The organism is Weissella kandleri (genome assembly GCF_001438705.1).
GTDB classification, from domain to species: Bacteria; Bacillota; Bacilli; order Lactobacillales; family Lactobacillaceae; genus Weissella; species Weissella kandleri.
This window is the reverse complement of the sequence record NZ_JQBP01000001.1, coordinates 1-26,400: the sequence shown is the minus strand read 5'-3', so window position 1 is coordinate 26,400 and position 26,400 is coordinate 1. Positions and strand designations below refer to the sequence as shown.

The window sequence follows — 26,400 nt, the reverse complement described above, 5'->3', positions numbered from 1 at the left end:
AACCCTGGACCCACGGATTAAGAGTCCGTTGCTCTACCAACTGAGCTAACTGTCCATGTCTTTTAACAACACAATTAAATATACGCTCACAAACCATAAAATGCAAGACTTTTTTTATTTTTTTCATTTTTTTGAGTTCAGCTTTTTAAAATTTTATGTATTATCTTATGTCGATATCATTATGTTAACAGAAGGTATCTACAAAATTTCTTGGACCGAGCCAACTGGAACTGACGTTGCTTTAGGCTTCTTGACAAATGAAGACAAGCTTCATGGAACAATCTTCTTCCCCAAGCGGGTCGAAGAACATCCCGAAATCACTGTCACTTTCCAAAATGAGCACATCGATCTTATGGAAGAATCACGTGTAAAATACGAAACTTATCCAAAATTATTGGTTCCTGAATTCGCTAAAATTACCTATGCCGCCGATGCTGGTTTAGATAATGAAGATGTCATTTCTGAAACCCCTTACGCCGGAATGCCAGATGACATCCGCGCTGATCGCTATTTCGATGCCGATTATCATCGATTAAATACTAAACACTAATTATGTCTAATCCTCGTATTTTACCTTTTGTCATCTTAGGTATTTTATCGCAAAATGATCATATCACTGCCGATGATATTCTGGATGAATTTAACAACGAAATTGGCGAATTTTGGAAATCTTCACATAGTCAGCTCTATCCCTAATTAAATAAAATGGTTGCAGAAGACTTAATCAGTAAAACTACTGATGAGCCACGGAAATTTTACTATACGGCGACTGATAAAGGGCTTAGCATGTTAAATGATTGGTTGTTAGAACCAATCACTGAACACAACGAAGACTTAACTTCTTTAAAAATATATTTTATTGCTGATCAGAATTCAGACATTTTAAATGTATATTTTAAAATCTAGTCTAAAAGTACACCAAGAAAAACTAGATCACTTCCTAAAACGTAAAGAAGCCCTTTTTACGCACGCTACTGATATTCAGCACGATTATGGTCATTATTTAATTTTAGACCGCGCGATTGAACGTGAAGAAAATCATATCGTATGGTTAACTAGTCATCAATAAAAAAACTACATCTATTCCCAATAAAAGAATCGATGTAGTTTTTTTAGTTAATAGTTATTTCATAATACCCTGGGCCTTAGCTGCCTCAATCAAATCAAGTTCTTTCGCTGATTGAACTGGCACAGCCGTTCCATCTACCTGTAAAGTATCAATCCCTTGCTTCTCTAACAATTTCTTTAAACGATTTTTCTGTGACATCATCGTACCTCCGTATTTTTTTATCAACGTCAGGTAAAAAGCCTAGCGTAATGTCTACAGTTTCACTATAACACTTTCAGTCTTGATATCCAAAATTAATTTTGATTAAATAATCCGGCGAAGAAGGTTTTAATTTTCGCCCAAAAGCCAGTCGCTTGCGCCTTCAAATTTGAAGCATCTTCCGAATTCAAAAAATCACCAGCTTTAGCCATAATGTCACCAGTTGATCCTTTTAAATGCTTAGCCTGCTTTTTAGCATTGTCGATAAAGGAAGCACTAGATGCAATGGGCGCTTGTTGGAAAGTCTCAAGCGCTTTGACAATCTGTTGTTGGGCATTAATCGAAATATTGATATTATTATTGTTTAAATTATTATTCAAACTATTAGTAATATCGCTATTAGTCATTTCATTACCTTGCTGCTTATTGTCGGCAATTTCTGCCGCTGTATCAGTTACAGATCCGGAAAGTTTACCAGCATTTTTATCCCCTACCTCTGACTGAGCTTGTGATGTCGCAGACAATAAATCATTAGCGGCCGTGGTGTTATTGTCGTCTAGGTTAGTTCCATCGGATGCCAAGGCTTTATACACTCCTGCTAAAGCTGATTCACCAGACACCGCCTGATTTGATGTCACAGTTATGATAACATCATTCACCCCAGCCAAAGTTGCCGCCATGGCATATTGCTGAGCTGTGACTTTGGTAATATTATCTTCACCATTGTATTTTTGTAAATTAACCAAGGTCCCCGAACCAGGTTCAGCTGGCGCAACCGAGACTGAACTAATCATGGCGCTGTCGCTCACCCCTTGTAAATTTAGATATTGGTCTCCATCCGCCCCATTCACCGTAATTTGCTTAGCTTTACCATTTGGATCAAGTTTTTTCAACATCCCCGCTTGATCATTATTTCCTGAGCCAATCACAACGTACGCCTGACTTAATTGCTTTGTTTGTGTCTGCGTAGCCGCTTGAACTCCCATCAAGCCACTTAATGCTCCAACAACCGTTACACCGACGACAAAGCCAGTTAATGTTCGTTTCATTTGCATAATTTTTGACCTCATATTTTCTTGTTTCTATTGTTGCGTTTATTTTACATCATTATTACATTTTAGTAAAGTAAATTTCCAAACTAGCTAATTTCAATCAGTATCAATTTATTTTACCCACAAAAAAAGACAAGCCAAATTTGACTTGTCTGTAATTTTAAAAATTAAACAGTTTGGATAGTCATCAAATTAGTTGATCCGACTTCAGCAGCCACACCAGCAACAACGATGATTAAATCACCCTTTTGAGCCAACCCTTGATCCAAAGCAGCTTGCTTAGAAGCAGCAATGATTTCATCAGTGCTCTCAGGCATGTCAGCGATAACTGGTTGTACACCCCAGTAGATCTTCAAAGCCCGTTCAACCCGCTCATCGTAAGTCAAAGCTAAGATATCGGCATTTGGACGGTACTTTGAAATCAACTTAGCAGTGTTTCCTGACTTAGTTGAAGCGACGATTGCCTTGATGTCCAACTTGCTAGTTGCTTCTGCAACGGCAGCAGCAATTGATTCAGTATTTCCATCATTTGCAATGAATTCGTTAACGTGACGTCCGTTCAAAGCCAAAGCAGTTTCGGCCTTTTCGTCAATGCGAGCCATTGTTTGAACGGCTTCAACCGGGTAATCACCATTAGCTGATTCCCCTGAAAGCATTGTTGCATCAGTTCCGTCAAAGACAGCGTTAGCAACGTCAGACGCTTCGGCACGTGTAGGGCGTGGGTTTTCTTGCATTGAATCCAACATATCAGTAGCAGTGATAACTGGCTTACCAGCAGCATTCAACTTGCGGATCAAGTCCTTTTGTACCAAAGGAACGTTTTCGGCTGGGATTTCAACTCCCATGTCTCCACGAGCAACCATCAATCCATCAGAAACTTCTAAGATAGCATCGAAGTTATCAATTCCTTCTTGAGATTCAATCTTAGGGAAGATCATAACATCTTCCTTATCAGCTTCCTTCAACAAAGCGCGGATGTCATTAACATCTTCTGGCTTACGAACGAATGAAGCAGCGATAAAGTTGATATCGTGTTCCAAACCGAAGCGGATATCATCAGCATCCTTTTCAGTGATTCCAGGCAAGTTGATTGAAACACCAGGTGCGTTAACACCCTTACGTGATCCCAACAAACCGTGATTTTGCACTGTTGTTACCAATTCGCGGTTTGCTTCGTCCTTTTCAGTGATCAAGAAGTCAAGCTTCCCATCATCAAACAAAACATGTCCACCAACTTTAACGTCGTCATACAATCCAGGGTAAGTAACGGCAACCTTTTCCTTGGTCCCTTCCAAAGAATCGTCCATTGAGATCCGTACTACATCTCCAATGTTGAATTCAATCTTACCAGTTGATTGAACAGTTGTCCGGATTTCGGCACCCTTGGTGTCCAACAAGAATCCAACCTTCTTACCAGTCATCTTCTCAGCTTCATGGACGGCATTCATCCGACCTAAGTGCTCTTCGTGATCACCGTGTGAGAAGTTAAAACGTACAACGTTAGCTCCACCATCAATCAACTTAGCAATAGTCTCGACATCACTTGAAGCAGGTCCAAGTGTTGAAACAATTTTTGTCTTCTTCATCTTAAGAAAATCTCCTTTTACCCATGCAAATTACTTGATTTAATTCTCCTATATTCTAACTGTTTTACGTCTAATTGTAAAATCATTTTTCAAATGTAAAAGCCGGATTGACCGGATTTAGGGACTTATGTGACATGATACACATGAATTCAAAAGACGATGTTAATCTTAGTAAGCGATTCCATTCAATAAATACCTATCATAACCATTCTTCAAATGCAGCCAGAATTAAATTTATTTACCTTGTATTACGTTTTTGTTGCTTTTTAATTACACTAATATTGTTCAAAATAATCAAGCAACTGGTTCCGCGTTAATTGGGATTTTTCATCGCCATTATAGTCGGCTTGAATCTGTCCCGCATGTAAGATTAATAACCGGTTACCATACCGTAATGCATCATCTAAATTATGGGTAATCATCAGTGCCGTTAAATGTTGTTCTCGAACTTGTTCATCAGTAACACGCATTAATTGTTGGCTGGTTTTCGGATCTAAAGCGGCAGTATGTTCATCTAATAATAAGATTTCGGGCCGGCTTAATGTCGCCATCACAAAGCTCAAGGCCTGTCGTTGTCCTCCTGACAATGCCCCTGTCGGCATATCTAAGCGCGTTCCTAATCCATTTCCCATCCGATTAACTAAGTTCACAAAATGGGCTTGCTTTTCGGCCGTCAAACGGCGATTTAATAACCGGCGACGTTGCCCACGACGTTCTGCCAACAACAAATTCTCAGCCCCCGTCATCCGTGGTGAAGTCCCTACTTTTGGATCTTGAAAGACGCGAGCTAACAGCTTGGTTCGCTGAGTTGCTCCCATCTGCGTCACGTCCTGTCCCGCAATTTTAATTTGTCCAGATGAAAGAGGTAACGTTCCCGCAATCACATTGAACAAAGTTGACTTTCCTGCCCCATTTGAACCTAAAAGCGTGATAAATTCGCCAGGTTGAATTGTCAAATTGACCCCTTGTAAAATAATTTTGGCATCCGGCGTATTCTGGTTAACGATTACAGTTGCATCAATTAATTCTAAAATTGGTTCTGTCATTAGTCTGCCCTCCGTCCTAGCAAAATACGATCAAAATGGAAAAATTGGCGCAACTTAGGCAACAATAAAGCTAGCCCCAAGATAATGGCACTAAAGAGATTCAAGTCATTGGCGTTGAGCCCTAACGCTAGAACTAATACCAACACAAAACGGTACAAAATTGATCCAATCACTACTGTAATGAGCCGTTCGGTCAAAGTCACATCCTCAACAAAGACCACCTCGCCAATGATAATGGAAGCCAGGGCGACCACGATAATGCCTAATCCCATATTCACATCGGCAAAACCATTATTTTGCGCGACTAAAGATCCGCCAAACGCAATTAACGCGTTGGATAACATCAATCCTAAAATTGTCATATTATGGGTATTAATTCCCATTGCTTGTGCCATTTTAGGATTATCACCGGTCGCAATAAATGCTTGACCTAATTCTGTTTGTAAAAAATATGCCAAAGCTGAAACCATCACCACCGCTATCACCAGACCAACTGCCACCGTGGGAAAATTTTCTGGTAAGTGCTTAAGCAAACTACCATTAAAAATGGTCTTCGCCCCCAACAATGAACGATTTGCTTGACCCATAGTCCGCAAATTTACCGAATAGACCGCGGTCATCGTTAAAATTCCCGCTAACAAAATTGGAATTTGTCCCTTCGTGTATAGTAACCCCGTTACAAGCCCCGCTAAAGCTCCAACTCCGGCTGCTAATAAAGATGCCACAACTGGGTTCATTCCCGTACTAATACCCGTTACGGCTACCGCAGCCCCCAAAGGAAAGGTACCTTCCACCGTCATATCAGGAAAATTTAAAATCCGAAAAGACAAGTATAATCCAAGCCCTAACATCGCCCAGATTAACCCTTGTCCAACTGCTGATACAATTATACTCATCTGCCCACTCCTTGTCTTTTAAAAAATTATTTAATCATCTTAGCTTTAGTTCGTAAGTTATCCGGAATCTTGATCTGCAATTCATCAGCAACCGTTTGGTTAATCACTAAATTCCCTTGTTGCATAAATTCCACATCTTGATCACCTGGTTTAGCTCCTGACAAAATGTGCCCAACCATGTGCCCCGTTGCACGACCAATTCCTTTTTGGCTAATTGATTCAGAAGCCAAGCCCCCTTTTTCAACCATACTATCGACTGTCGGAAAGACCGGAATTTGCACATTTTTCGCATTTTGCATCAAGGTATCAATCGCTCCAGCAATCGTATTATCAGTGGGTACAAAGGCAGCATCAACATTCCCTGCTTGCAACATCTGTAAACTCGTCTGGTTTAAATCATTCGTCGAAGCAATGGAATAAGCTTTAATTTTAATTCCGTGTTTTTGGGCTAACCGCATAAATTTACGAGCCTCGGTCGTTGCAGAATCATCTGATGAAGTATAAATCACACCCACAGTATGCATTGATGGTACCAAAGTTTGCATTAATTTTAATTGTGCTTGTAACGGCGCTTGGTCCGACACTCCTGTCACATTCCCTCCTGGATGTTGATAACGAGGAACTAACTTAGCACCCACGGGATTGGTTGAACCGGCAAATACAACCGGCTGTTGTTGCATGGTGTTGACTAAACTTACCGCCGCCGGTGTCGCAATCCCAACCGTCACAGCGGGCTTGGTACTAGCAAAATGAGCAGCCATCGTTTTCAAATTCGACTGATCACCTTGCGCATTTTGTAAATCAATGTTGATGTTTTTGCCTACCTGGTACCCTTCATCTTGTAGACCTTGCTCAATTCCATGATATATTTCGGTTAAAGCCGGGTGACTCATATATTGCAAGATCCCCACCGTTTTAACCGCTTGATCCGCCGGTTGCCGGTTTTCTTGCACTCCAGCCACGCCTAATAATGCGGCTAGACCAACTATTGTTCCCAGAATTTTATGATTCATTTCTTTCTCCCTAGGGCAGACTCAATGCTAAACATTCTAGTGAGATATCCAGCATTTTTACTTCTTTCAACACAAAAAACGCCTACATAGACAAACTAATCTAGGTAGACGTTCCTTTGATATTCAGGAGAAATCTAGCCGTAGATTCGATTGCACTATGAAAGTGCACGTCCGAACCTACTAACTACTAGTTCGGTCGCGTTAAATACGCCACCAAAGATTTAATTGTTGTTGTCCCTTTAACATAACATTTCTCCAAACTATATTTGATAACATTCATACTAACAAACTAATTTCATAAAAACAAGTTCTTTAACGTTCAAAGGCATCTTTTCGTAATTGTTCCAAATTTTTATTATTCAAGATGGCATAACTCAACATCACCTCAATCGGCCACATAATCGCGCTTTTTAACACTCGGGCCCAAATGATGGGTGAACTAATCGCCGCTGCTAATGAATGCACCGGAATAAAATTATACACACTTAACAGATACGTATTTAAGATTACATTCGCCAGCAGCAGTTGCAAGAAGACCGTTACCGTAATACGTGTCCACGAAAGCTGTTCACGTTGATAATAGGCGATTCCAAAAATTAACGCTGATAACAATTTAACCAATGTAAAAGCAATAATATATGGCTGACCACTCATTAAATTGGTTAAAAAATCAATTAAAAAAGCTGCCGGTAATCCCCATAAAGGACCGTACCATTTAGCAATCAGGCCTCCAGTAATAAAAGTAAAGCTAATTTGCAAAAAAGCCGTCCCCACTGTAAAACGTGAAATAATAATGTCTAAGGCCATTAAGACCCCTAATAAAGCCAACGCTTGGACCCGTAACTTGGGTAACTTGAAATATTCTAATGTCTTCATTTGAAAACACCTCCTTAAATAATGGAGGGTTTCACCTTTTACAGTGAATGCGAACCCGACATCGCAAATTAAACTCAAAAGTTTAATTTTTCTTCTCTAACTCACATTCCGTTTTTAGAGACCTATACGCATCGAATTCTACCCTGCGGACTTAACTTAAGTCCTTCGTCATTATAGTGCTTTTATTCGCACCTGTAAAGCTTAATGTTACAGGTGGTTGAAATTACGTGGAAAATCAGCTGGGATATGCGTATTAATTATCTGGCGCTGCGATACTTTGGTAGTTGGTACCTGCAAATTTTGGCGGTGCAACATTAACCGTGACCCAGCATTTAAAATAGGTACGCCTTGCTCTGACCACCATGCACCCAATTGCTGCCCCGTCGTTAAATCACCCGCCACACGGATTAAACTACGCTGATAGACTTGATGGACCAATGCCCAATGCCAGCGATCGATGACTAAACGATCAACTAAGGGTTCCCAATCGCCGGCAACCCACATTAAGTATGTCGCTGGCCAACTTACCATTTCTTCAAGATACGCCCCATCTTTAGAGGAGGACACCATTAAACCACTACTCCCTACCGGCAAACTCGTTGGTTCTTCTGGACGTGGGTCTTTTGCATCTAAATTAATAATTTTAAAATCATCGTAATCTTTAATAATCTGCATTGAAGTTTCCTCTAAATTGCTTAACATTTTATTTTATTTTACCACGCCTATAAACCTAATACTTCTCAAAAAAGACTAAGCGAGCTTGTAATCAAGCTTGCTTAGTCTTTTAATTTACATAAACTTTTTTAACCCCAACTTTTATGGCTAGTGGCCCGCCATCTGCGCCTGTTGTTCCATCATCTGCTGTTGCATTTGAGCAGCTTTTTTTGCGGCCGCCTTGGCCTCATCTGGCGTCATCACTGTCCACCCTTCTTTTGGCACCGTCACCACCGATGATTGCCGGGCAAGGCTACCATCCATCCCCGCAAAGCTAAAGAGATACTTCGCTAGGTCCGAATCAAAGCGCCATCGTGTGACTTTCGTAGTAACCGTGGCTTCATCGACGTCAGCCACTCGATAAGTTGCTGAGCTGTGCACTAATTTATTCATATCGTCTTTATCTGGAATAAAATGGGCTTCAGCTTCTTGATCGTCCGCGTGGTCACGATAAACTAGGACATAATTATCAGCTTTAGTCCCCAGCTCTTTTTTAATTACCATTTTGACTGGCGATTGAGCTGGCGCAGCTGAATAAATCGCTCGTGTTTGCGTCGTCGTTACTTCTTTCATTCCCCAATGTTGATTAAAGTTCAGCGTAGTCAAGCCAACTGCTCCAACTAATAACAACAAACCAATTGTTGTCATACTAATACGCAAAACTGGTTTTTTAATCATCGCCACGGAATAAAAAATCACGGCGGAAATGAGGACATATATCAGGATCATCATGCTGCTTTTCCCTCCTCAAATGCTTCTACATCAATGTCTTTGCTGTGATGCTTGCCAGCCAAAAAATTAGCTAAGATGAAGCCAATCACCGCAAATGACATTCCTATTGCAAAGGATACATGGAAACCATCCAATGCCGCTTGGGCTGCTTTAAAAGCATATTTGATAGAATCTTCACCCATCAAATGATGCGCCGGCGTATTATTATTAATTACATTTTGCGTCACTGAAGTCAACAAAGCAACTACCACCGCCGAAGCAACCTGGCGGACAGTACTGTTGGCTGCCGTTCCGTCAGCTGCCGTTTCAACGGGCAAAGCTGACATTGCTGAAGCAGTTAATGGCATCATAACCAGGGCAATTGCAAACATCCGCAAAGCATATAGCAAAGTTACATAATGCGTTGGCGTATCCATTCCTAAGAACATAAATGGTACTGTTCCAATCGCTAGAATCAAGAATCCAATCCTTGACAAGCGTTTAGCTCCGACCTTATCGTAAGCCGCTCCAGCAACCATTGAAATCACTCCAACCATCAAAGCTCCAGGCAAAAGAACCAATCCGGAATCTAACGTGCTCAATCCATGCACATTTTGAAGATAAGTTGGCAACATCATTTCGACCCCCATCATCGCCATCATGGCTAGGGCGACCAAAATTGTCGTCAACGTAAACTGCTTATTCTTGAAGACACGTACGTTTAAAAATGGATTTTCAAGCCGGAGTTGCCGCAAGATAAAGCCGACAATCACAACCAAGCCAATTATGATTGGCAAAATTACATTTTTAAAATCACCCCAACCATCCATGGCGACATTTGTGAAGCCCCAAAGGAACATCCCAAAGCCAATTGTTGAATAAATCAATGAAATCCAATCGAGCTTACCAGCGCTTTTTGGAATAACATCCTTAAAGACAAAAGGTCCAATAAGCACCGTCAAAGCTAAAATAATCATTGGCACAATGAAAATTGAGCGCCAAGAATTGCTCAATGTCATACCTAAAATGATGTGATCCTTTTCTAGAATCCATCCCGACAGAGTGGGACCAATTGCCGGTGCCATTCCAACAACCAATCCACTGAGTCCCATCACTGCTCCCCGTTGCTCCGGTGGATAAATATTAACCATCACCAATTGCATTAAAGGTCCGGTAATCCCAACTGCCAAAGCCGATAGACACCGTCCTATAATGAAAATCCACCATGAATCATGATCAGCTGGCGTCAAGCTAGTCATCAATAATCCTAAAAATAACAACACGTAGGCAATTTCATAGAGCCAACGGGTCTTAAACCGCGTCATTAAAAATGCTGAAACAGGGACCATAATCCCATTGACCAGCAAGAACCACGTGGTGGCTTGCTGGGCTGTGGCCATAGAAATATCAAATTCCCGCATTAGTGTCGGGATTGCGGTTCCTAAAGCCGTTTGATTCAAAGTTCCAGCAAAAGTTGCCAATAAGATTACCAAAATGAAAGCTATCCTTGAATAAGGCTTTCCATGGATATCGACAACTTTATTTGTTTTATCAGTCATGTCATCCTCCTTAACATCAAACGATGTATTTTGTATGAATAACATTGTAAGATTATTTAACATGAAAAGCAACGCCGATTTTATGAAATTTTATGTAACCGTTTGCATAAAACCCGGTTATACATACAATCTAGAGTAATTTATTTTTTTAATCTGAGGCAATCTTCAGCTTTTAACTTGCCCAAGTCATTCTTCATAAGTTGAGCATTGTTAATTTCCTCTCTTGGACTTGCACAAACCAAAATTAAAAAGGTTAGCCCTTTACGAGCTAACCTCTTCTAAATTACGATTTTAACGTGCTTCTCCGACAATCACGCCGTTCACATATCCAAATCCGACATGTGTATATGAAGCGTTCATTTCCCAATTACGGTGTCCAGGTCCACCAATCATGTTGGTTTCGTTATACCAAGCTGAAATAACTGAAGAACCAGCCCCCCAACCAATGGCAATAACTTCTCCAGAAGTCCTAAAGTGATCGGCTGGAATTCCACCCAAAGCGGCCACTTGCGCTGCACGACCTTGTGCCTTAGCAGCTAAGCTGGAATCCCAGCTCAAAGCAGGCAACCCAGCACTAACACGCATTGAATTCAACGCTGCTAATGTAACATCCGTCGAACTAGAAGCGGCGGTGTTTGTTACCTTAACATTTTTGTTATTTTGAACTGCGGATGAACCGTTATTTCCAGCAGAGCTAGCTACTCCATTATTACCTGCAGCCTGCGAATCAGTTGCTGCATCAGAATTAACAGCACTATCTTCGCCTTCTGACAACTTTAATTGATCGCCACTCACAATAACAGATGAAGTATTTAAATGGTTAAACTTCATCAAATCATCGACTGATACACCTGTTACGTCAGCAATTGATGATAAAGTGTCGCCAAATTGAACGGTATACATAGGTGTATTCTTGGCATCATCTGTTGCTTTTTGCGCATCGTCAACAGATGTATCACGGAATGATGAGACTTGATCAGCAGAAGCATTTCCGCCTAAGAAAGGAATTGCAGATGCTGCGGCTGCAATCGCAGTTCCAACAATTTTTTTTGAATTATTCATATTAATTATTTCTCGCCTTCATTAATTCTTAATTTACTTGATTAACATTTCTACATTGACTATACCAAACCTAAATAACAAAAAGATTACGATTCAAAACAATCTTAACACGCTTATTTTACAATTTTTTTAAAACTGTTCGAATTTACCCGTTTTAATGCCCAGACACATATAGGCCCAGCCACAAAATCGGAAACCCGCCAATAAACATAATTACTGTTTTCAATAGCACTGGCCCCAACTGCTGGTCATTATCAGTAGTGATTGCATTAGCCAATTCAATAATCGGCGTTGAAAAAGTTGAAAAACCACCAATCATTCCTGTTGCAATAAAAGAACTCCACGCACTATTCATCCCTAAACGTGTCACATAACCCATCATAAAGATTGCAATTAAATTCAATATAACCACTTTCCAATTTTGTAATTTAGGGAATTTTTCCGGTAATCGTTCTATCATCCAATACCGTGCAATTGAACCTAGGGCAGCGCCACTACCTGCAATTAAAAATATCATTTTTGGGCACCTCGTATCCAGCGCGCGCATACTTGGGCCGCTAATGCAATTAAGACCCCACCAATGATACTCAAACACCAGTAAATTATAGCTGGTACAAACGCTTGTTGGCTCATCTCTAATAAAGCGGTTGAATACGTTGTGTATGCGCCAATTAACCCAATTGAAAGAAAATCAGCATGCCACTGTTGCCAAACCGACCAATGCTTGACCAAAATTTCCGTTAATAATACTGAAACAAATACGCCTGTCCAATTAATCAATAATGTTCCTAAAGGGGCATCGCTTTGTAACAAATGTTCCACCACTGCCCTCAGGCCACCCCCAAAAAATCCACCCAACCCGATTAATAACCAGCGTTGGTTTTTAAGACTTAAAAACATTTTGCCTCCTTATTTAATATTTTTATATGTATTGCTGCAGGGCAACCCTTTACAGCAACGAAATTATTATAGCACTTTTGACCTTAGCTTTCATTTTTAACCAGACCTTGGTCTAAATGATCAATTTCTGGCTGAATGGTAACATGCATACCAGGATACTTTTGCCCTAACATTTTTTGCATGGCATGCATACTCGTTTCAACATCAGATAAGGCTTGATTTTCCATCGTTACATGTAAGGACACCGCCAAATGCTCTTCATCAATTTGCCACACATGCACATGATGTACCCCGCGCACATATGGACATTGCTCCACTACTTGAGCAATATCGTTTAAATCAACTGACGCATTCGCTTCCATTAAAATATTGGTCGCTGTCACTAACACGGGCCACGTTTCATACAAAATATAACAAGCTACACATAACGTAATGGTAGGGTCGAGCCAGAGCCAGTTGAAAAAATAAATCATCACGGCCGCAAAAATCACTCCCATAGATGATAGTGTATCACCCAGGATATGTAAAAGTGCTGCTTTTTGATTAATATTATGCTCACCACCCATCAACATTAATCCAGTCACAAGATTTGCAACCAGCCCAATGATAGCAATCGCTAACATCACCGTTCCTTTAATAGGCTGGGGATTAACAAAACCTTTTACTGCTTCCACAATCAAAAAGGCCATCACTATTATTAAGAACAAGGCGTTCACAAAAGCGCCAAGGACTTGGGCGCGCCGATAACCAAATGTTTTCTCAGCGTTTTCTTGCTGACCAATAATCAGCTGAGCCACCCATGCAATCACCAATGAAATAACATCCGTAAAGTTATGTACCGCGTCAGAAACCAATGCTAACGACCCGGCCAACATCCCACCAACTAATTCGGTAATCGTGATAATCATGTTCATCAATGTCGCAATCGAATAGCGTCGATTAGTTGTCTTTCCTTGCATCTTTTTTACCCTCCTCGATTGAGTTATTTCTTTCATTCTAACATATATATGAAAATACATTCATAAATAGTCGTGAATTTAACGAAGTCTAGGCCAGGATGGATGTTTTAGAGGTTTTTTTCATCAAAAAAACTGGTTATCCGCTTTTGCGAATAACCAGCTAAATTTAAGTTTATTTTACCACCAACCGTGTGAAAGACGGAATGAGATAGCGGCATCAATTGAGCCGTAACGTGAAGTTGCATAACCAACCATCCCAGCAGTTTGTTGAGCCACAGAACCGTAACCCCAAGCATTCTTAGTTTGTCCCAAACCATGGTAACCATTTGGTGAAGTCGCATTCGGATTTCCACCTGATTCAGGCATAACCACGTATTGCCACAAAGCAGCAGTTCCACCGGCAGCAATAAATTGTTCATAAACTGAACCTGAGCCTGCCGCAGTAGCTTGAACTGAACCGCCATTTGAAGCGGGTGCAGCACTGGCAGCCTTAGGAGTGGCTGAAGAGGCAGCAGATGATGCAGCGGCTTCTGAGGCAGCAGCAGATGATGCGGCAGCTTCTGAAGCAGCAGCTAATGATGATGTTGCATCATCAGCAGCTTGGGCGGCCAACTCAGATGCCGTAGCTTCTGATGTTGCTACTTCTGAAGCATCTTCTGAAACAACTAAGTTTTGATCTTTGATAATCAAATTAGCATCTTTTAAATTATTAGCTTGTACAAGGTCAGCAACCGTTGTGTTGAACTTTGTTGCGATATCGCTCAAAGTGTCTCCACCTTCAACTGTATAAGTTGTTGCGGCATGAATTGCTGTTTGTCCTGCCCCAAATACAGCAGTCAATCCGGCAACTGTTAAGGCTGTTTCTTTTACTTTATTCATTATTTAAAATTCTCCTAGATTATCGAATTCCAACTTTTCTCACCTGATGTAATTATCAGGTGGACTTCTTACTCACGACGTCTTCTCTTCGTCGCATCAACATATATAAGTTTACCAAGTCACAGCATTTGTATATTAAGCTCACTTTACAATCCGTTACTAATCCACCAAATCATCTATAATTCATGTAACTTTAACGCAATATTCGAACATTGGACACGGTAATGTCTTGATACAACTGAATTTTAAAAACAAATCTAATCTCAATAATTTTATTTTAGTCTGTAACTAAAAAATCCTTTTTTCGATTATTTTGTTTTTAATTTTTGGATTTTCGCCTAGTTTGTAACACATATGTAATTTTTTAAAGTTACATTTTAGAACTTTCGTAACCAAACTTCGTCGATTTCATGTTTTTCTCGTTTCCGCAAGACAATATTAGCACGTTCACGAGTTGGCAAAATATATTTGTTTAAATTCGTTAAGTTAACTGTCTGCCAAATATTACGCCCAATGGCCAAAGCATCTTCGCGACTTAAATCAACCCACTGCCAAAAATAATTATTAGTATCATGTTCAGCTCTAGTTTTATCCAAAAGCGCAATAAAACGGTCTAAGTACCATTGCTCAATCATATCGGTTTCCGCATCAACATAAATGGAAAGATCGATAAAATCCGATAACAAGACATTAAGAGAATCATTAATTTGTAGAGTATTTACACCTTCAATAATCATGATGCTAGGTTGATCAAATTCATCATAACTATCTGCCACAACATCAGATTGCTCGTGTGAATAACGAGGAACCCGTAAACGTTTGACGCCCCCCTTAACCATATTTAAAAATTGCACCAACGCCTTAGTATCATAAGATTCTGGGAACCCTTTGCGGTCCATAATCCCTCGTTGTCTTAAAACTTGATTCGGATAAATGAAACCATCCGTGGTCACTAAGGCCACCCGCTCTAACCCATATTCAACTTGCAACATATACTGCAACAAACGCGCCGTTGTGGACTTACCCACTGCTACTGAACCGGCAATTCCTATTACATAAGGAACTGGATGGGCTAGTTGATTTAAAAAGCGCTGCCGTTCCGCCAAATCTAAATCGACTTGACGCTTGCGTAAAATAATATAATTTACGAGAGGTTGATATATTTTCATCACATCATCCATTGACACCTCATCATTGAACGCTTTAATCTCAGATAATATTTTCGGTGTTACTAATTCATCAGCTCGTCGCGCAATGGGCATAGTTAATTGTTGCCAAGTTTGCCTTTGATATACCGTAAAGTCTAATGGAAATTCTGCCATACTTTTCTACTTTCTTTCAAATAAGGCTGCATCAACATTCAATAGCGGACTCAACTTTCCCTGGGCCAAAACCGTTAATTGATGCATTGCTCGTGAGGCAATCGTATAAACTAGTTGTCGTTCGTCATCGCCTTGATAGTTTTGCTCGGATGCATCCCACATAATTACCGCATCAAACTCCAAACCTTTAGCCAAGTAAGAAGGAACGATCAACGTTCCTGGTACTAAACGTTGGTTTTCCGTCCGAATCACGGTAACATCTTCATCATCTTGCATAACTGCGTAAACCTGTTGCGCTTCTGCCAACGTCTTCGTAATAATCGCCGTGGTCTCATGTTGCGCCTTGGTTTGCTGGATTTGTGTTCGTGCAGATTGTACCATGGTCTCAAAATCATCCACCACTTGAATCGTCGGCTTAGCTCCAGAACGTTCAAAGGCATCAATTTGCGCTCCATCTAATAATAATGCCTTCGCAAAGTCAGAAATTTGTTGTGTTGAACGATAGGTTTGCGTCAATTGCACCAATTCGCTCTCCTCCGTACTGAATAATTCTAATAGCTCTCGATGCAAAGAACGTGCATTTTCTTTCGTAAAAATGGCCTGATTTAAATCACCTAACATGGTAAACCGGGCTTTTGGGAAAGTGAACTGCAAAAAGGCTAACTGGAATGGCGTGTAGTCTTGAATTTCATCAATAAAGATAAAGCGAATATCACGCTCACCATGACTCCCCTTTACGACATCAAATAGATACATAAACGGCGTCATATCATCTAAATTTAAGCGCTTAGACTTCATCTGTTGCAAGGTCCGTTCTACCCCACGCTGCCAGCTCGCTTCATCCAAGTCATAGTCAGCCAAAGTAATAAATTGAGGAGCCTTACGCAAAAAATCCACAAATTGCGCATTAATATTCAAAAAGCGCGTACGACTCACCTGTTGTAAGACAGGCCGCATCGCATCTTGCACAATCAATTTCGCTAAAGCATTATATTCTGCTTTTTCATCTTTAAATTCACGGACTTGATCCCCCAACAAACTATCATATTCATCTTTGGATAGGTTCTGAATGGCTTCTTCAACCCAATCAGCCCGCATTTCGCTGCTAACATATCCTCGAAGCTTATTGACTAACTTCTCACGCGTTACTTCCAAACGTTGACTCAAGCTATAATTTTCATTAAATGAATAATAGATTTCAGCAATCTCGTCTTTAGAAATTAATTCCCGACCCTGAAATTTAACCGACCGGAAACGGATCCCATGTTGATTTAAAGTTTTAGCATATTGTCCAACTGCATCAAAATAAGCCTTCGATCCCTTTAAGTCAGTAATCCGATTCTCTTCATCCGTTTTAGGCCGTTCAAAACGCTCTTGCAACGTCTCCAATTTTAATTTAGGGAGACGCCTTGAAGTATATTGATAAAAGGTCATTTGAATCATATTTTGTTCACCCATTTCAGGCAAAACTTGATTAATATAATCATTAAACAGTTGGTTAGGCGAGAACATAATCACTTGACCCGCGGTTAGATTACCCCGATAGCGATAAAGCAAATAGGCCACCCGTTGCAAAACGGCTGATGTCTTACCAGATCCAGCCGCCCCTTGGACAAAGAGTAATTTAGCCTTCGTATTTCGGATAATTTTATTTTGTTCGCGTTGAATTGTCGTCACAATTGATTTCATCTTCGTGGAAGACTCACCAGAAACGGCGTTTAATAACATTTGGTCGCCCACGACTTCATCAGTGTCAAATAAAGTAACTATTTTCCCATCTTCAATTTGAAATTGGCGCTTTAAGGTAACTTCCGCCGTTTGAGTTCCTTCTGGCGTTTCATACTTAACCGGTCCCAATCCCGCGTCATAATAAATGGAAGAAATTGGGGCACGCCAATCATATACTAAAAAATTATCAGGCTTATCAGAAAATGAAGCCAATCCAATATAAATTGGTTCAACTTGATCGCTCCCCGCATCTTGCACATCAATCCGTGCAAAATAAGGATTCTGATCCAAGCGCTTTAAGACTTCTGCTTGATGCTCCGCCGAGTTTTGTGCCAATTCACGTTCTTTCAACATTTGTTGTTGTTGCCGCACCGACATAGCCGTCTCAAATAGGCCCGAATAAGTTGACGATTTAAAACGGACGTCGTTCCACCCCTTATCTACTTCTGCTTGATCCTTAGCGGCGCGACTTAATTTCTTTTCATTTTCAATTTGCGCAGTATGGATGGACTCTAAAACTCCGTCTAAACGCTTTTGCTCATATTCCAATTCTTGCATTTGAGGGGCCTTCTTTCTAAAAATTAGTTATTCTATACTACCACACAATCAGGAAAGATTCCACAAACTGCCCCGTCAATCCCTATCAGAAAAGCTGGGATGATTTCCATCCCAGCTTTTCTAGTTAGTGTTGATTATGGCTTTGTCTTATTTTTATGCTGAAACATTCCAGAAATGGTCCGTCCCATTTGCTTCCAAAAACCGCTTTGGCGAATCACATGTTCATTCCCCAATTGATGACGAATCAACTTCAAAATTGGTCCGACTTCTTTGGAAGAAAAATCAAATTCCCCAACGGTCGTTTGAATTTTAAAACGCCGGCCAAGCTTTTGACCATGCTTCACTTGGGCATAGACATTTTGCATGTCTTTCCACGGAATTTGTACATAATCTTGGATATTTTTTTCATTAAAGAATTCAAATGCGCGATCACCAATCATAATATTGCCATATTTAGCACCGATTCCTAAATACGAAATACCTTTAGCGGTTAAATCTACTTTGGTATTCAATGATTCTACCATCATATCCTCCGTCTATAATTTTAAATTATATTATTTTCTACCTATTATATAAGAAACAATGTCACTCAAACACCGCCAAAAATCATTATATCAAATTTCGTGAATGTGCTGGCTACTTTACCATCAAGACCAAACTTAAATAAAAAATGAGCTGGGATTTCAACCCCAGCCCATTTTAAAATTAACAATGTTTATATTATAGGATGTGAAGTACGTGCAATACAACCCCGATAATGAACAAAGCAATAATCAAAATAATTGGTGAAACCTTCTTCTTCAAAAGCCACATGCAGGCGAAGGTCAAAAGCAATCCCATCAAACCTGGAATCAAAAGGTCCAAGTTTTCTTGCAAAGTATTTGGCACATTTTGAACTAAGCTGACACCATCAGCTTGCTTTTGCAAGATTTCTTGCAATTGTGAACCAGTGACATTGCCCTTAGGGAAATCGATATAAGCTCCATCAGCCAACTTCTTAGCCGGCAATTGAAGGACGAACTTAATGTTAACCCACCGTTCAACCAACACGGCTAAGATAAACATTCCAAGAATTGATGCTCCCTTGGTGATATCTTTCAACAAACCACCAGACAAATCCTTGGTGATTTCATTTCCGGCATGATATCCGAACTCTTGCGTGTACCACATGAAGGCCCAACGAATAATGTTCCATGCAACGAAGAACAAGATAGGTCCCATGATGTTTCCAGCCATGGCCAATGATGCTCCCAAGGCTCCCAAAATTGGTCGAACTGTGAACCAAAAGACCGGATCTCCGACTCCAGCCAAAGGTCCCATCATTCCAACCTTAACCCCGGCAATCGCCGCATCATCAATCTCAGCTCCATTGGCACGATCCTCTTCCAAGGCTAAGGTAACTCCCAAAACAGGAGAAGCCAAGTATGGATGAGTATTGAAGAATTCCATGTGCCGTACTAAGGCCGCCGTCCGGTCTTCTTTATTCGTGTATAATTTTTTGATCGCTGGCATTAGTGAGTATGCAAATCCCAAATTCTGCATTCGTTCATAATTCCATGAACCTTGCAAAATTGTTGAGCGTAAAGCAACTGAGAAGCGATCTTTCTTTGTAAGTGTAATTCTTTCTGCAGTCATAATCTCTCCCCTTCCTTTAGTACTCATTTAGGATATCGCCAACAGGATCTCCGGAACCACCGTTTGATCCGCCACCACCATTACCACCCATCTTTGAGAGGTTGATGTAAATCAAGGCAATTGCGACCCCAATAATTCCAAAGGCAATCAAAGTCAAGTCAGTTACAGCGGCCAAGGCAAATCCCAAGGCGAAGAATGGCCAAACTTCTCGTGTAGCCATCATGTTGATAACCATGGCATACCCAACGGCAACCACCATTCCACCACCGATAGCCATTCCATCAGTCAACCAGGCAGGTACTGAGTTCAACCAAGCTTGCACTGTATCCGTTGGAATTGCCAACAGCAATCCGGCCGGGATGGCGATGCGCAATCCTTGGAACATCAAGGTCGTAACGTGAATTCGCTCCATGGCTTTATAGTCACCACGCTTAGCGGCAGCATCAGCTCCGTGAACCATACCAACTGAAATTGTACGAACAATCATGGTCAAGAACAATCCAGCGATTGACAAAGGAATCGCAGCTCCGTACGCAATAGTGATGTGTGCTGAGTCAAAGTGACCACTTTGCACAAGAATAATAGCAGATGCGACAGAAGCCAAAGCCACGTCCGGTGCCACAGCGGCTCCGATGTTAGCCCATCCTAAGGCCATCATTTGTAACGTTCCACCCAAGATCACACATGGAATCAAATGTCCCGTTACAAGTCCAATCAATGTACATGCCACCAATGGTTGGTGAATTTCGAACTGGTCCAAAATCCCTTCCATCCCGGCGAAAAATGCCACGACAATTACTAAAATAATCGAAATTATTGACATAATATTCTACCTTTCAATCCTTAAATATTTACTTAACATGAGCTTTCTTAATCAATTCAAACAAATCAACCTTTGAATCACTAGGCACCTTACGGACGTCAAATTTAACGCCCATGTCCCGCATCTTTTCAAACGTTTGGACATCAGTTTGATCCATTGAAAGCACCTTGTTGACCATCGTCTTACCCGCAGAATGGGCCATTGATCCAACGTTAATGGTATCAATCGGCACACCACCCTCGATGGCACGTAAGGCATCTTCAGGGTTTTCAAACAAAAGGAACGCTTCAACCCCACCCATCCGATTATCGTTTATAACTTCAATCATTTTATCAACGGGAACCACGTTCGCGCTAATTCCATTTGGTGCTGCTTGAATAATCAAATTCTTACGCATATCATCTTTGGCAACGTTGTCAGAAACAACAATAATCCGGTTGGCTTTTGAATCTGGCGTCCAAGCCGTTGCAACTTGTCCGTGCAACAAACGTGTATCGATGCGGACCAAATTGATCTTCATCTTTCCTTCCTTTAAACCACTATTTCCGCCAGCCTTAACAGGGGTTTTTTTAGCATCTTCAGCTTCTGGAATTGACTTTACACCATCACGCGCAATGGGGACCAAATCTTGAGCAATCTCAATCGCATGTTCCTTTGTAAAACGTGCCCCATAGGCTTCAACCAACATTGGCAAATTCAAACCAGAAATCAATGCCATATTCTCTGGATGTTCAGCCACAATCAAATTTGCTTGATTAAATGGTGATCCACCCCATAAATCGACGAGGAACAAAATTTGACTATCCAGTCCACCTTCAAACTGATTAATTGCATGCAAATATTTCTCACGCAAATCATCAGGCCCTTCATTTGGCATAAAGGTAACTACTTCCACATTTTCTTGCTCACCAAAGATCATTTGACCCGACATTTTAATTCCGGATGCAAACTCACCGTGACTGGCAATAATAAAATTAACCATTTCGCGGAGCTCCTTATATTTTATTCATACCTACATAATTTTTAAGTACGTATATTATGATACCCTATTTTTACAAATAAGTAAACGTTTTCATTAGCATATCAACAACATTGTTAATTTTTTTAATATAATCTATAAACAATCGGCAAATTTTTACATGTATTTAGCAAATTAGTCACATTATATATTTGAAATAATATTCATATATTGTACTGAAAATCGACGATTCGCAAAGCGTGCTATAATAAATCTTAATAAATTTATTAAAATGATAGGAAAGTTTTTATGTGGTTTAAAAAAATTAAAAATCCAGCCTTTTGCCGCTATACCGCCATTTTCTTCCTGCTTAGTTGTGCTATTTTTGGACCTTATTTTGTAGGCGCAAATACCTTAATCTGGAATGCAGATGGTATCACTCAACATTTCCCTGCTTTATTGCAATGGCAAACTGATTTAAAGGGGATATTATTTCAACATCAGTGGCCAGCCCAGTGGAATTGGAACATCAGTTTGGGACAAGATTATCTTCAAACCTTTTCTTACTATGTAATGGGAGATCTTTTCACGTACCCCATCGCTTTTTTTAGCGCTAAAATGGTTCCTTTTTACTATAGTTGTATGATTATCGTACGCCTGTGGCTTGCTGGCATTGCTTTCATCTATGCCGCTCCACGTATTTTACAAAAAAGGGTTACCCCAAACGCCCTCGCCCTTAGCGCTACTTTATATGTTTTTTCCGGCTATGTTGCGTTTGCCGCATTTGAACATCCTTTTTTTATTAACCCTTTAATTATATGGCCATTACTTCTTTTGAGTCTCCTCCATTTAATAAGAAATAAAACATGGATACCTTTTACCCTAATGGTGGCTTGGACGCTTTGGAATAATTTTTACTTTGCTTGGTCGCTTGGGATTGCCACTGGTCTGGTCTGGATTTTTTTACTTATTCAAAAACGGAGTGTCCGAGCTCAATTTGTTCATGTTATTGGAGCGGGAGGTTTAGGCTTTTTAATTAGTAGTCCACTTTTCATCCCTTCCGCCCTTGCAACTATGAAGGCGGCACGCGCTGGTGATACCCTCGCAAATGGGCTGATTGTCTACCCCATTTCCTACTATCTAACCTTACCTGGAAAAATTATCGGGAATGATTTAACCCCTAGTTTCTGGCTTACGGGTGGCTTGACTTTCATTAGTGTCGTGGCAATCGTCCACAGCTTCCGTCATTTTCAAACCTTTAAGTATTACAACTATATCTGGCTAGGTAGCATCATTTGCTTACTTATTCCAGCTATAGCTGCTTGCTTTAACGGTGGAACATCACCATCCAATCGCTGGGTCTTTTTATTAAGCCTTCCGATTGCCCTCATCTGTTTGGAATATCTTAGCCATATCAATCAACAAGCCATTGAACGGCCTGACTTACACTGGGCCACTGGCGTTGGTGTTCTCAGTGCAATCTCACTTTTGGCAGGCGACAATTTTAACTTGAATACTAAATTTGGTTTTCTAATAGCCGCTTATTTTGCGGGAATTTTAGGCCTCAGTTTCTTACATCTACCTTTAAATCGTCGAAAAAAAATCTGGATTGGCGGTTTAGTGCTTTTTAATTTGTTTGTTTTAATGGCACGTAATCACACTAATGATAGTAATCCGAAAGAAGCTACCACAATGACTCAAACTGCAGTACAGAATTTAATGTCACAACAAAAAGAAATTAAGGGCGCGCTCCTCCCCCATGAACGCGTTTATCTTGATAATCAGTTAGGGAATGCAACCGGAATTTCACCAGCTAGTAATATACCATTAATCGCTGGTATTAATAATGTTGAAAGTTATTGGTCGCTTCAAAATCGTTCATTAGGTCAATTTATGAAAGGATTCCAAATTCCCACCGCGTCTGGTAACGATGTCACGGGTGATTTAGATCAGCGTAATGTCTTACTAAATACTTTAGGGGTTTCATCTATTTTTACATCTAAAATCAGTAAACTCCCCCCGACCTATCAGAATAATTTAACAAGTTTAAACCAGCTTAAACGCGGACAGTCACTCTTGGCTTATCCTCAATTTTATATTCCTAAGCATCAAATTAATCAAAAAGCTTACAAACAATTCTCGGCAACACAAAAGGAGGCTGCCATCGCAGATTCCGTCGTTGTACCACGCGGTGGTCAACAACATTCACCGTTTGAACAAGCGGTTCAGACGGCGCTCATCAGCGATCAAGGTAGTACCAAATGGCAAAAAAAGGTGCACCAAACCTATAAATCAATGCCATCAACCCTCCCGAATGGAATTATGCTAAAAGCTAATCCAAAACTAGCAGGTACTGAGATTCATTTAGAAATTACAAACTTAACGTACCAGCCGGCATCTTGGCAACAACGTTTATCCACGGAAGTTAACCAATATCAGTTTAACTATCGCCAAGAATTAGCTAATCCAAACAGCCCCAAGGATTTACAGTATAATCCCGCTAATTTTAAATATAATTGGTTCATGCAAAACTTAACAAATCTGAGTCATAAAATTAACGGTTATACACTCAAAACGACCTATCAAGGACAAGATAAAACTGTTTACCAACCAGGGCAAAATAATTTATCATTTTATCAAAAGCGGCGCGAACTAACCTTAAACTTAGGAGCGGCCAAAGATATTCAGCATGATCAATTTATTCCAATTACTTTTTCACAAATTGGTCAATATAAATATCAATTAAAAATTAAAGCAATTCCAATTGATGATCGTTTTGCAAAAGTTGCGAAAACGGCGCAAACTAGTGCACCTAAATATGTTAACTACGGCAAAGATACCATTGATTTTAATTATCACTGCGACCAGCCCCAGGTCTTGGCGACAACCATTCCTTGGTCAACCGGTTGGACAAGTGCTAACCAGAAACTAATCAAAATTAATAATGGGCTGCTCGGTATTCAACTTCAAGCCGGCACCAACCATATCCACTTAGAATATCATACCCCTGGTCTTAAATTAGGGTTATTGCTCGGATTACTAGGTCTTGGTCTGGTTGTGCTAATTTTGATTTATCATGTTTATCGATATTTAAAGCAACGTAAACTGGAAAACGTTTAATAAAAAGGGGCAAGTTTAAACTTGCCCCTTTTTTATGTCTATTTTTAAAAATTGAATTCATCCTGATGACCTTATTGCTCTACTGCATCAGCTTCATACCACACTGGTACAGCTTGCCAAGCTGTTTGATCATTGGGCCGCACTTCAAAAGTCGTCACATTATATAGCATTTTCCGATCACCATCTAAAGGTGACCAATATGAACCATCTGCCTGCTTTAAAACATCCCAATATGGTAATTGTATTTCTTCGTTACTTTGCGGATCACGCACTTGAAAGCCAGGGTCAGTATGAAATGTTTTTTCACCAACAATCAAACTATCTGCCGAAAGTTGATTAATTAGTGCAATAAATGAATCTGCTTGTATGGTATCAACTGATGTTTTCATTTGAAATTCTCCCTTCTAAAATAAAAAAGCAACACCCTCAAGGCATTGCTTTACGATCGGGACGACAGGATTCGAACCTGCGACCCCCTGGTCCCAAACCAGGTGCTCTACCAAGCTGAGCTACATCCCGATGTGTAATATAACTAACACAACAAAATTAATTATACGCATATCATCCAAAATTATCAAGCAAAACATGCTTTTTCCCAAAATAAATTTTGTGGTGCTCCATATTAATCTAATTTAATGATTCTAGAACCATGGAATTGCGTGACGCCCAATTGATTATGCAACTGCTTGATATTATCAGCTGTTACGCCGCCACCAGGTAAAATGATCATTGGCTCCTCTAATTGCTCTGCGGCTTTTACCAATGCTTTTAAATGCGATACCGTGTCACTCAAGTCTTCAGTTAATGCCCCACCATGCGTCAAAATACGATGGACGTGATTTTGACTGAGCCATTGCATACTAGCTACCTGTTCGGCTTGTTGAATCGCATCAAAAGCCATATGCATGACAACTTCCATTGGGGCAGCTAATTCAATTAACTCTTTCATAGCGGGTTTATTTAAAGTCTGATCCGCATTTAATACCCAAACGTCACACTTTGCATCTGATCAGCTTTTAATTGCCGCAGCGTTGCCTTCATTTGCTTTAATTCGTCATTATTATAATTAAAATCACCGCCACGCGGACGCACCATCACAACTACTGGCACTTTTAACTTTTGAACTTTTTGCCAAGTAGCACGCTGCGGAGTCAAGCCCCCCAAATCAAGGCGTTGATTCAATTCAATCCGTTCCACGCCGGCTTTAACCGCCTGTTGTGCCACCGAATAACTTTCTAGCGCAATTTCTCTAATCATCTACTTCTCCATTTAATTTCAGTAATTTAGCAATTCCCGCATAAAAATTTGAGCTGGCTTAGACTTATATTAGCTTTTCTTAAATCCATCCCTGATTAATCTTATCAACAACAAGATTATACAATAATTTACACTGTATAGTAAAAAATTATTTTAATCCTTACTCCATACTCACTCATTCTTGTAAAGACACGGTAATCAATTTCATATGTAACCCTCGAATTAACAATTTTTGATATAACTTTTAAACGCTCAAAATATTTAATGAACTACCTTATACGCTTAAATTGAATTAAAGCGGAGATTTGAAACAAGGATATACCATTTATAGATACTAGCTTCAATACCAATCCTTCATGTAGGATAATAAGCTTTGTCATATTGAATTGATTTTTAAACCCTAAGTTATCCAAGAGTCTAAAAAGATATCATCACAAAAATAAAACCTTATAAACAGCTACATTAAGCCATTCATAAGG

The 26,400-nt window shown here is 40.1% G+C and carries 24 protein-coding genes, 1 tRNA gene, 2 pseudogenes and 1 riboswitch; of the genes and pseudogenes, 3 read left to right on the top strand and 24 right to left on the bottom strand.

The window, feature by feature from the left end:
* Positions 1 to 172 precede the first annotated feature (172 nt).
* A pseudogene (locus IV73_RS00130) lies at positions 173 to 550 on the top strand (phenolic acid decarboxylase); the annotation flags it as partial.
* Between the two features lie 336 nt (positions 551 to 886).
* Positions 887 to 1,069 (top strand): virulence activator alpha C-terminal domain-containing protein, encoded by a 183-nt coding sequence (locus IV73_RS06735; RefSeq protein ID WP_057753193.1) that lies wholly within the window; start codon positions 887 to 889, stop codon positions 1,067 to 1,069.
* 54 nt (positions 1,070 to 1,123) lie between these two features.
* On the opposite strand, the gene IV73_RS06700 is transcribed toward IV73_RS06735, so the two are convergent.
* The 21 genes from IV73_RS06700 to IV73_RS00025 form a co-directional block, all read right to left on the bottom strand.
* On the bottom strand, positions 1,124 to 1,267 hold the full coding sequence (locus IV73_RS06700) for a hypothetical protein (protein ID WP_169790290.1): 144 nt from the start codon (positions 1,265 to 1,267) through the stop codon (positions 1,124 to 1,126).
* 95 nt (positions 1,268 to 1,362) lie between these two features.
* The gene (locus tag IV73_RS00120) at positions 1,363 to 2,322 is read right to left on the bottom strand and encodes a DUF1002 domain-containing protein (protein ID WP_057753191.1); all 960 of its coding nucleotides are present in this window, start codon (positions 2,320 to 2,322) and stop codon (positions 1,363 to 1,365) included.
* 164 nt (positions 2,323 to 2,486) lie between these two features.
* Positions 2,487 to 3,905, bottom strand: a complete 1,419-nt coding sequence (pyk, locus tag IV73_RS00115; protein ID WP_057753189.1) for a pyruvate kinase — start codon at positions 3,903 to 3,905, stop codon at positions 2,487 to 2,489.
* Positions 3,906 to 4,180: 275 nt separating this feature from the next.
* Positions 4,181 to 4,951 (bottom strand): ABC transporter ATP-binding protein, encoded by a 771-nt coding sequence (locus tag IV73_RS00110; RefSeq protein WP_057753187.1) that lies wholly within the window; start codon positions 4,949 to 4,951, stop codon positions 4,181 to 4,183.
* Positions 4,951 to 5,847 (bottom strand): ABC transporter permease, encoded by an 897-nt coding sequence (locus IV73_RS00105; RefSeq protein WP_057753185.1) that lies wholly within the window; start codon positions 5,845 to 5,847, stop codon positions 4,951 to 4,953. Before IV73_RS00105 ends, IV73_RS00110 begins: the two co-directional genes overlap by 1 nt.
* A 26-nt stretch (positions 5,848 to 5,873) precedes the next feature.
* The gene (trpX, locus tag IV73_RS00100) at positions 5,874 to 6,860 is read right to left on the bottom strand and encodes a tryptophan ABC transporter substrate-binding protein (RefSeq protein WP_057753183.1); all 987 of its coding nucleotides are present in this window, start codon (positions 6,858 to 6,860) and stop codon (positions 5,874 to 5,876) included.
* A 312-nt stretch (positions 6,861 to 7,172) separates the two neighbouring features.
* Positions 7,173 to 7,736, bottom strand: a complete 564-nt coding sequence (locus IV73_RS00095) for a folate family ECF transporter S component (RefSeq protein WP_057753182.1) — start codon at positions 7,734 to 7,736, stop codon at positions 7,173 to 7,175.
* 39 nt (positions 7,737 to 7,775) lie between these two features.
* Positions 7,776 to 7,884: riboswitch (THF riboswitch) on the bottom strand.
* A gap of 59 nt (positions 7,885 to 7,943) precedes the next feature.
* Positions 7,944 to 8,411 carry a hypothetical protein gene (locus tag IV73_RS00090; RefSeq protein ID WP_057753180.1) on the bottom strand — a complete coding sequence of 156 codons (468 nt, stop codon included), beginning with the start codon at positions 8,409 to 8,411 and terminating at the stop codon, positions 7,944 to 7,946.
* A gap of 147 nt (positions 8,412 to 8,558) precedes the next feature.
* Positions 8,559 to 9,182, bottom strand: a complete 624-nt coding sequence (locus tag IV73_RS00085; protein WP_057753178.1) for a DUF4811 domain-containing protein — start codon at positions 9,180 to 9,182, stop codon at positions 8,559 to 8,561.
* Positions 9,179 to 10,720 (bottom strand): MDR family MFS transporter, encoded by a 1,542-nt coding sequence (locus IV73_RS00080; RefSeq protein ID WP_057753176.1) that lies wholly within the window; start codon positions 10,718 to 10,720, stop codon positions 9,179 to 9,181. Before IV73_RS00080 ends, IV73_RS00085 begins: the two co-directional genes overlap by 4 nt.
* Positions 10,721 to 11,011: 291 nt before the next feature.
* Positions 11,012 to 11,782, bottom strand: coding sequence for a CAP domain-containing protein (locus IV73_RS00075; RefSeq protein WP_057753174.1), 771 nt, complete (start codon positions 11,780 to 11,782; stop codon positions 11,012 to 11,014).
* Between the two features lie 154 nt (positions 11,783 to 11,936).
* Positions 11,937 to 12,299 (bottom strand): fluoride efflux transporter FluC, encoded by a 363-nt coding sequence (locus IV73_RS00070; protein WP_057753172.1) that lies wholly within the window; start codon positions 12,297 to 12,299, stop codon positions 11,937 to 11,939.
* A complete protein-coding gene (locus IV73_RS00065) occupies positions 12,296 to 12,682 on the bottom strand; it encodes a fluoride efflux transporter FluC (RefSeq protein ID WP_057753170.1) in 387 nt (128 codons plus the stop codon). The genes IV73_RS00070 and IV73_RS00065 overlap by 4 nt, the downstream gene beginning before the upstream one ends.
* Positions 12,683 to 12,765: 83 nt before the next feature.
* Positions 12,766 to 13,641, bottom strand: a complete 876-nt coding sequence (locus tag IV73_RS00060; protein WP_057753168.1) for a cation diffusion facilitator family transporter — start codon at positions 13,639 to 13,641, stop codon at positions 12,766 to 12,768.
* Between the two features lie 177 nt (positions 13,642 to 13,818).
* Complete coding sequence (locus IV73_RS00055; protein ID WP_057753166.1) at positions 13,819 to 14,520, bottom strand: LysM peptidoglycan-binding domain-containing protein; 702 nt, start codon at positions 14,518 to 14,520, stop codon at positions 13,819 to 13,821.
* A 377-nt stretch (positions 14,521 to 14,897) separates the two neighbouring features.
* Positions 14,898 to 15,842, bottom strand: coding sequence for a type I pantothenate kinase (gene coaA, locus IV73_RS00050; RefSeq protein WP_057753164.1), 945 nt, complete (start codon positions 15,840 to 15,842; stop codon positions 14,898 to 14,900).
* A 6-nt stretch (positions 15,843 to 15,848) separates the two neighbouring features.
* Positions 15,849 to 18,128 carry an RNA polymerase recycling motor HelD gene (gene helD, locus IV73_RS00045; protein ID WP_057753162.1) on the bottom strand — a complete coding sequence of 760 codons (2,280 nt, stop codon included), beginning with the start codon at positions 18,126 to 18,128 and terminating at the stop codon, positions 15,849 to 15,851.
* Between the two features lie 134 nt (positions 18,129 to 18,262).
* On the bottom strand, positions 18,263 to 18,652 hold the full coding sequence (locus IV73_RS00040) for a DUF956 family protein (protein WP_057753160.1): 390 nt from the start codon (positions 18,650 to 18,652) through the stop codon (positions 18,263 to 18,265).
* A 196-nt stretch (positions 18,653 to 18,848) separates the two neighbouring features.
* Positions 18,849 to 19,763 (bottom strand): PTS system mannose/fructose/sorbose family transporter subunit IID, encoded by a 915-nt coding sequence (locus tag IV73_RS00035; RefSeq protein WP_057753158.1) that lies wholly within the window; start codon positions 19,761 to 19,763, stop codon positions 18,849 to 18,851.
* A 16-nt stretch (positions 19,764 to 19,779) separates the two neighbouring features.
* Positions 19,780 to 20,586 (bottom strand): PTS mannose/fructose/sorbose transporter subunit IIC, encoded by an 807-nt coding sequence (locus IV73_RS00030; RefSeq protein WP_057753156.1) that lies wholly within the window; start codon positions 20,584 to 20,586, stop codon positions 19,780 to 19,782.
* Positions 20,587 to 20,614: 28 nt separating this feature from the next.
* On the bottom strand, positions 20,615 to 21,568 hold the full coding sequence (locus IV73_RS00025) for a mannose/fructose/sorbose PTS transporter subunit IIA (protein ID WP_057753154.1): 954 nt from the start codon (positions 21,566 to 21,568) through the stop codon (positions 20,615 to 20,617).
* A gap of 285 nt (positions 21,569 to 21,853) precedes the next feature.
* Here IV73_RS00025 and IV73_RS00020 point away from each other — a divergent pair, with 285 nt between their 5' ends.
* On the top strand, positions 21,854 to 24,664 hold the full coding sequence (locus tag IV73_RS00020; protein ID WP_057753152.1) for a YfhO family protein: 2,811 nt from the start codon (positions 21,854 to 21,856) through the stop codon (positions 24,662 to 24,664).
* A gap of 71 nt (positions 24,665 to 24,735) precedes the next feature.
* Here the strand turns inward: IV73_RS00020 and IV73_RS00015 are convergent, their stop codons facing one another.
* From IV73_RS00015 to IV73_RS00005, 3 genes and pseudogenes are all read right to left on the bottom strand, one after another.
* Positions 24,736 to 25,053, bottom strand: coding sequence for a hypothetical protein (locus tag IV73_RS00015; RefSeq protein ID WP_057753150.1), 318 nt, complete (start codon positions 25,051 to 25,053; stop codon positions 24,736 to 24,738).
* A 56-nt stretch (positions 25,054 to 25,109) separates the two neighbouring features.
* Positions 25,110 to 25,183 (bottom strand) — tRNA-Pro (locus tag IV73_RS00010).
* Positions 25,184 to 25,286: 103 nt separating this feature from the next.
* Positions 25,287 to 25,921: pseudogene (locus IV73_RS00005) on the bottom strand (copper homeostasis protein CutC).
* Between the last annotated feature and the right edge of the window lie 479 nt (positions 25,922 to 26,400).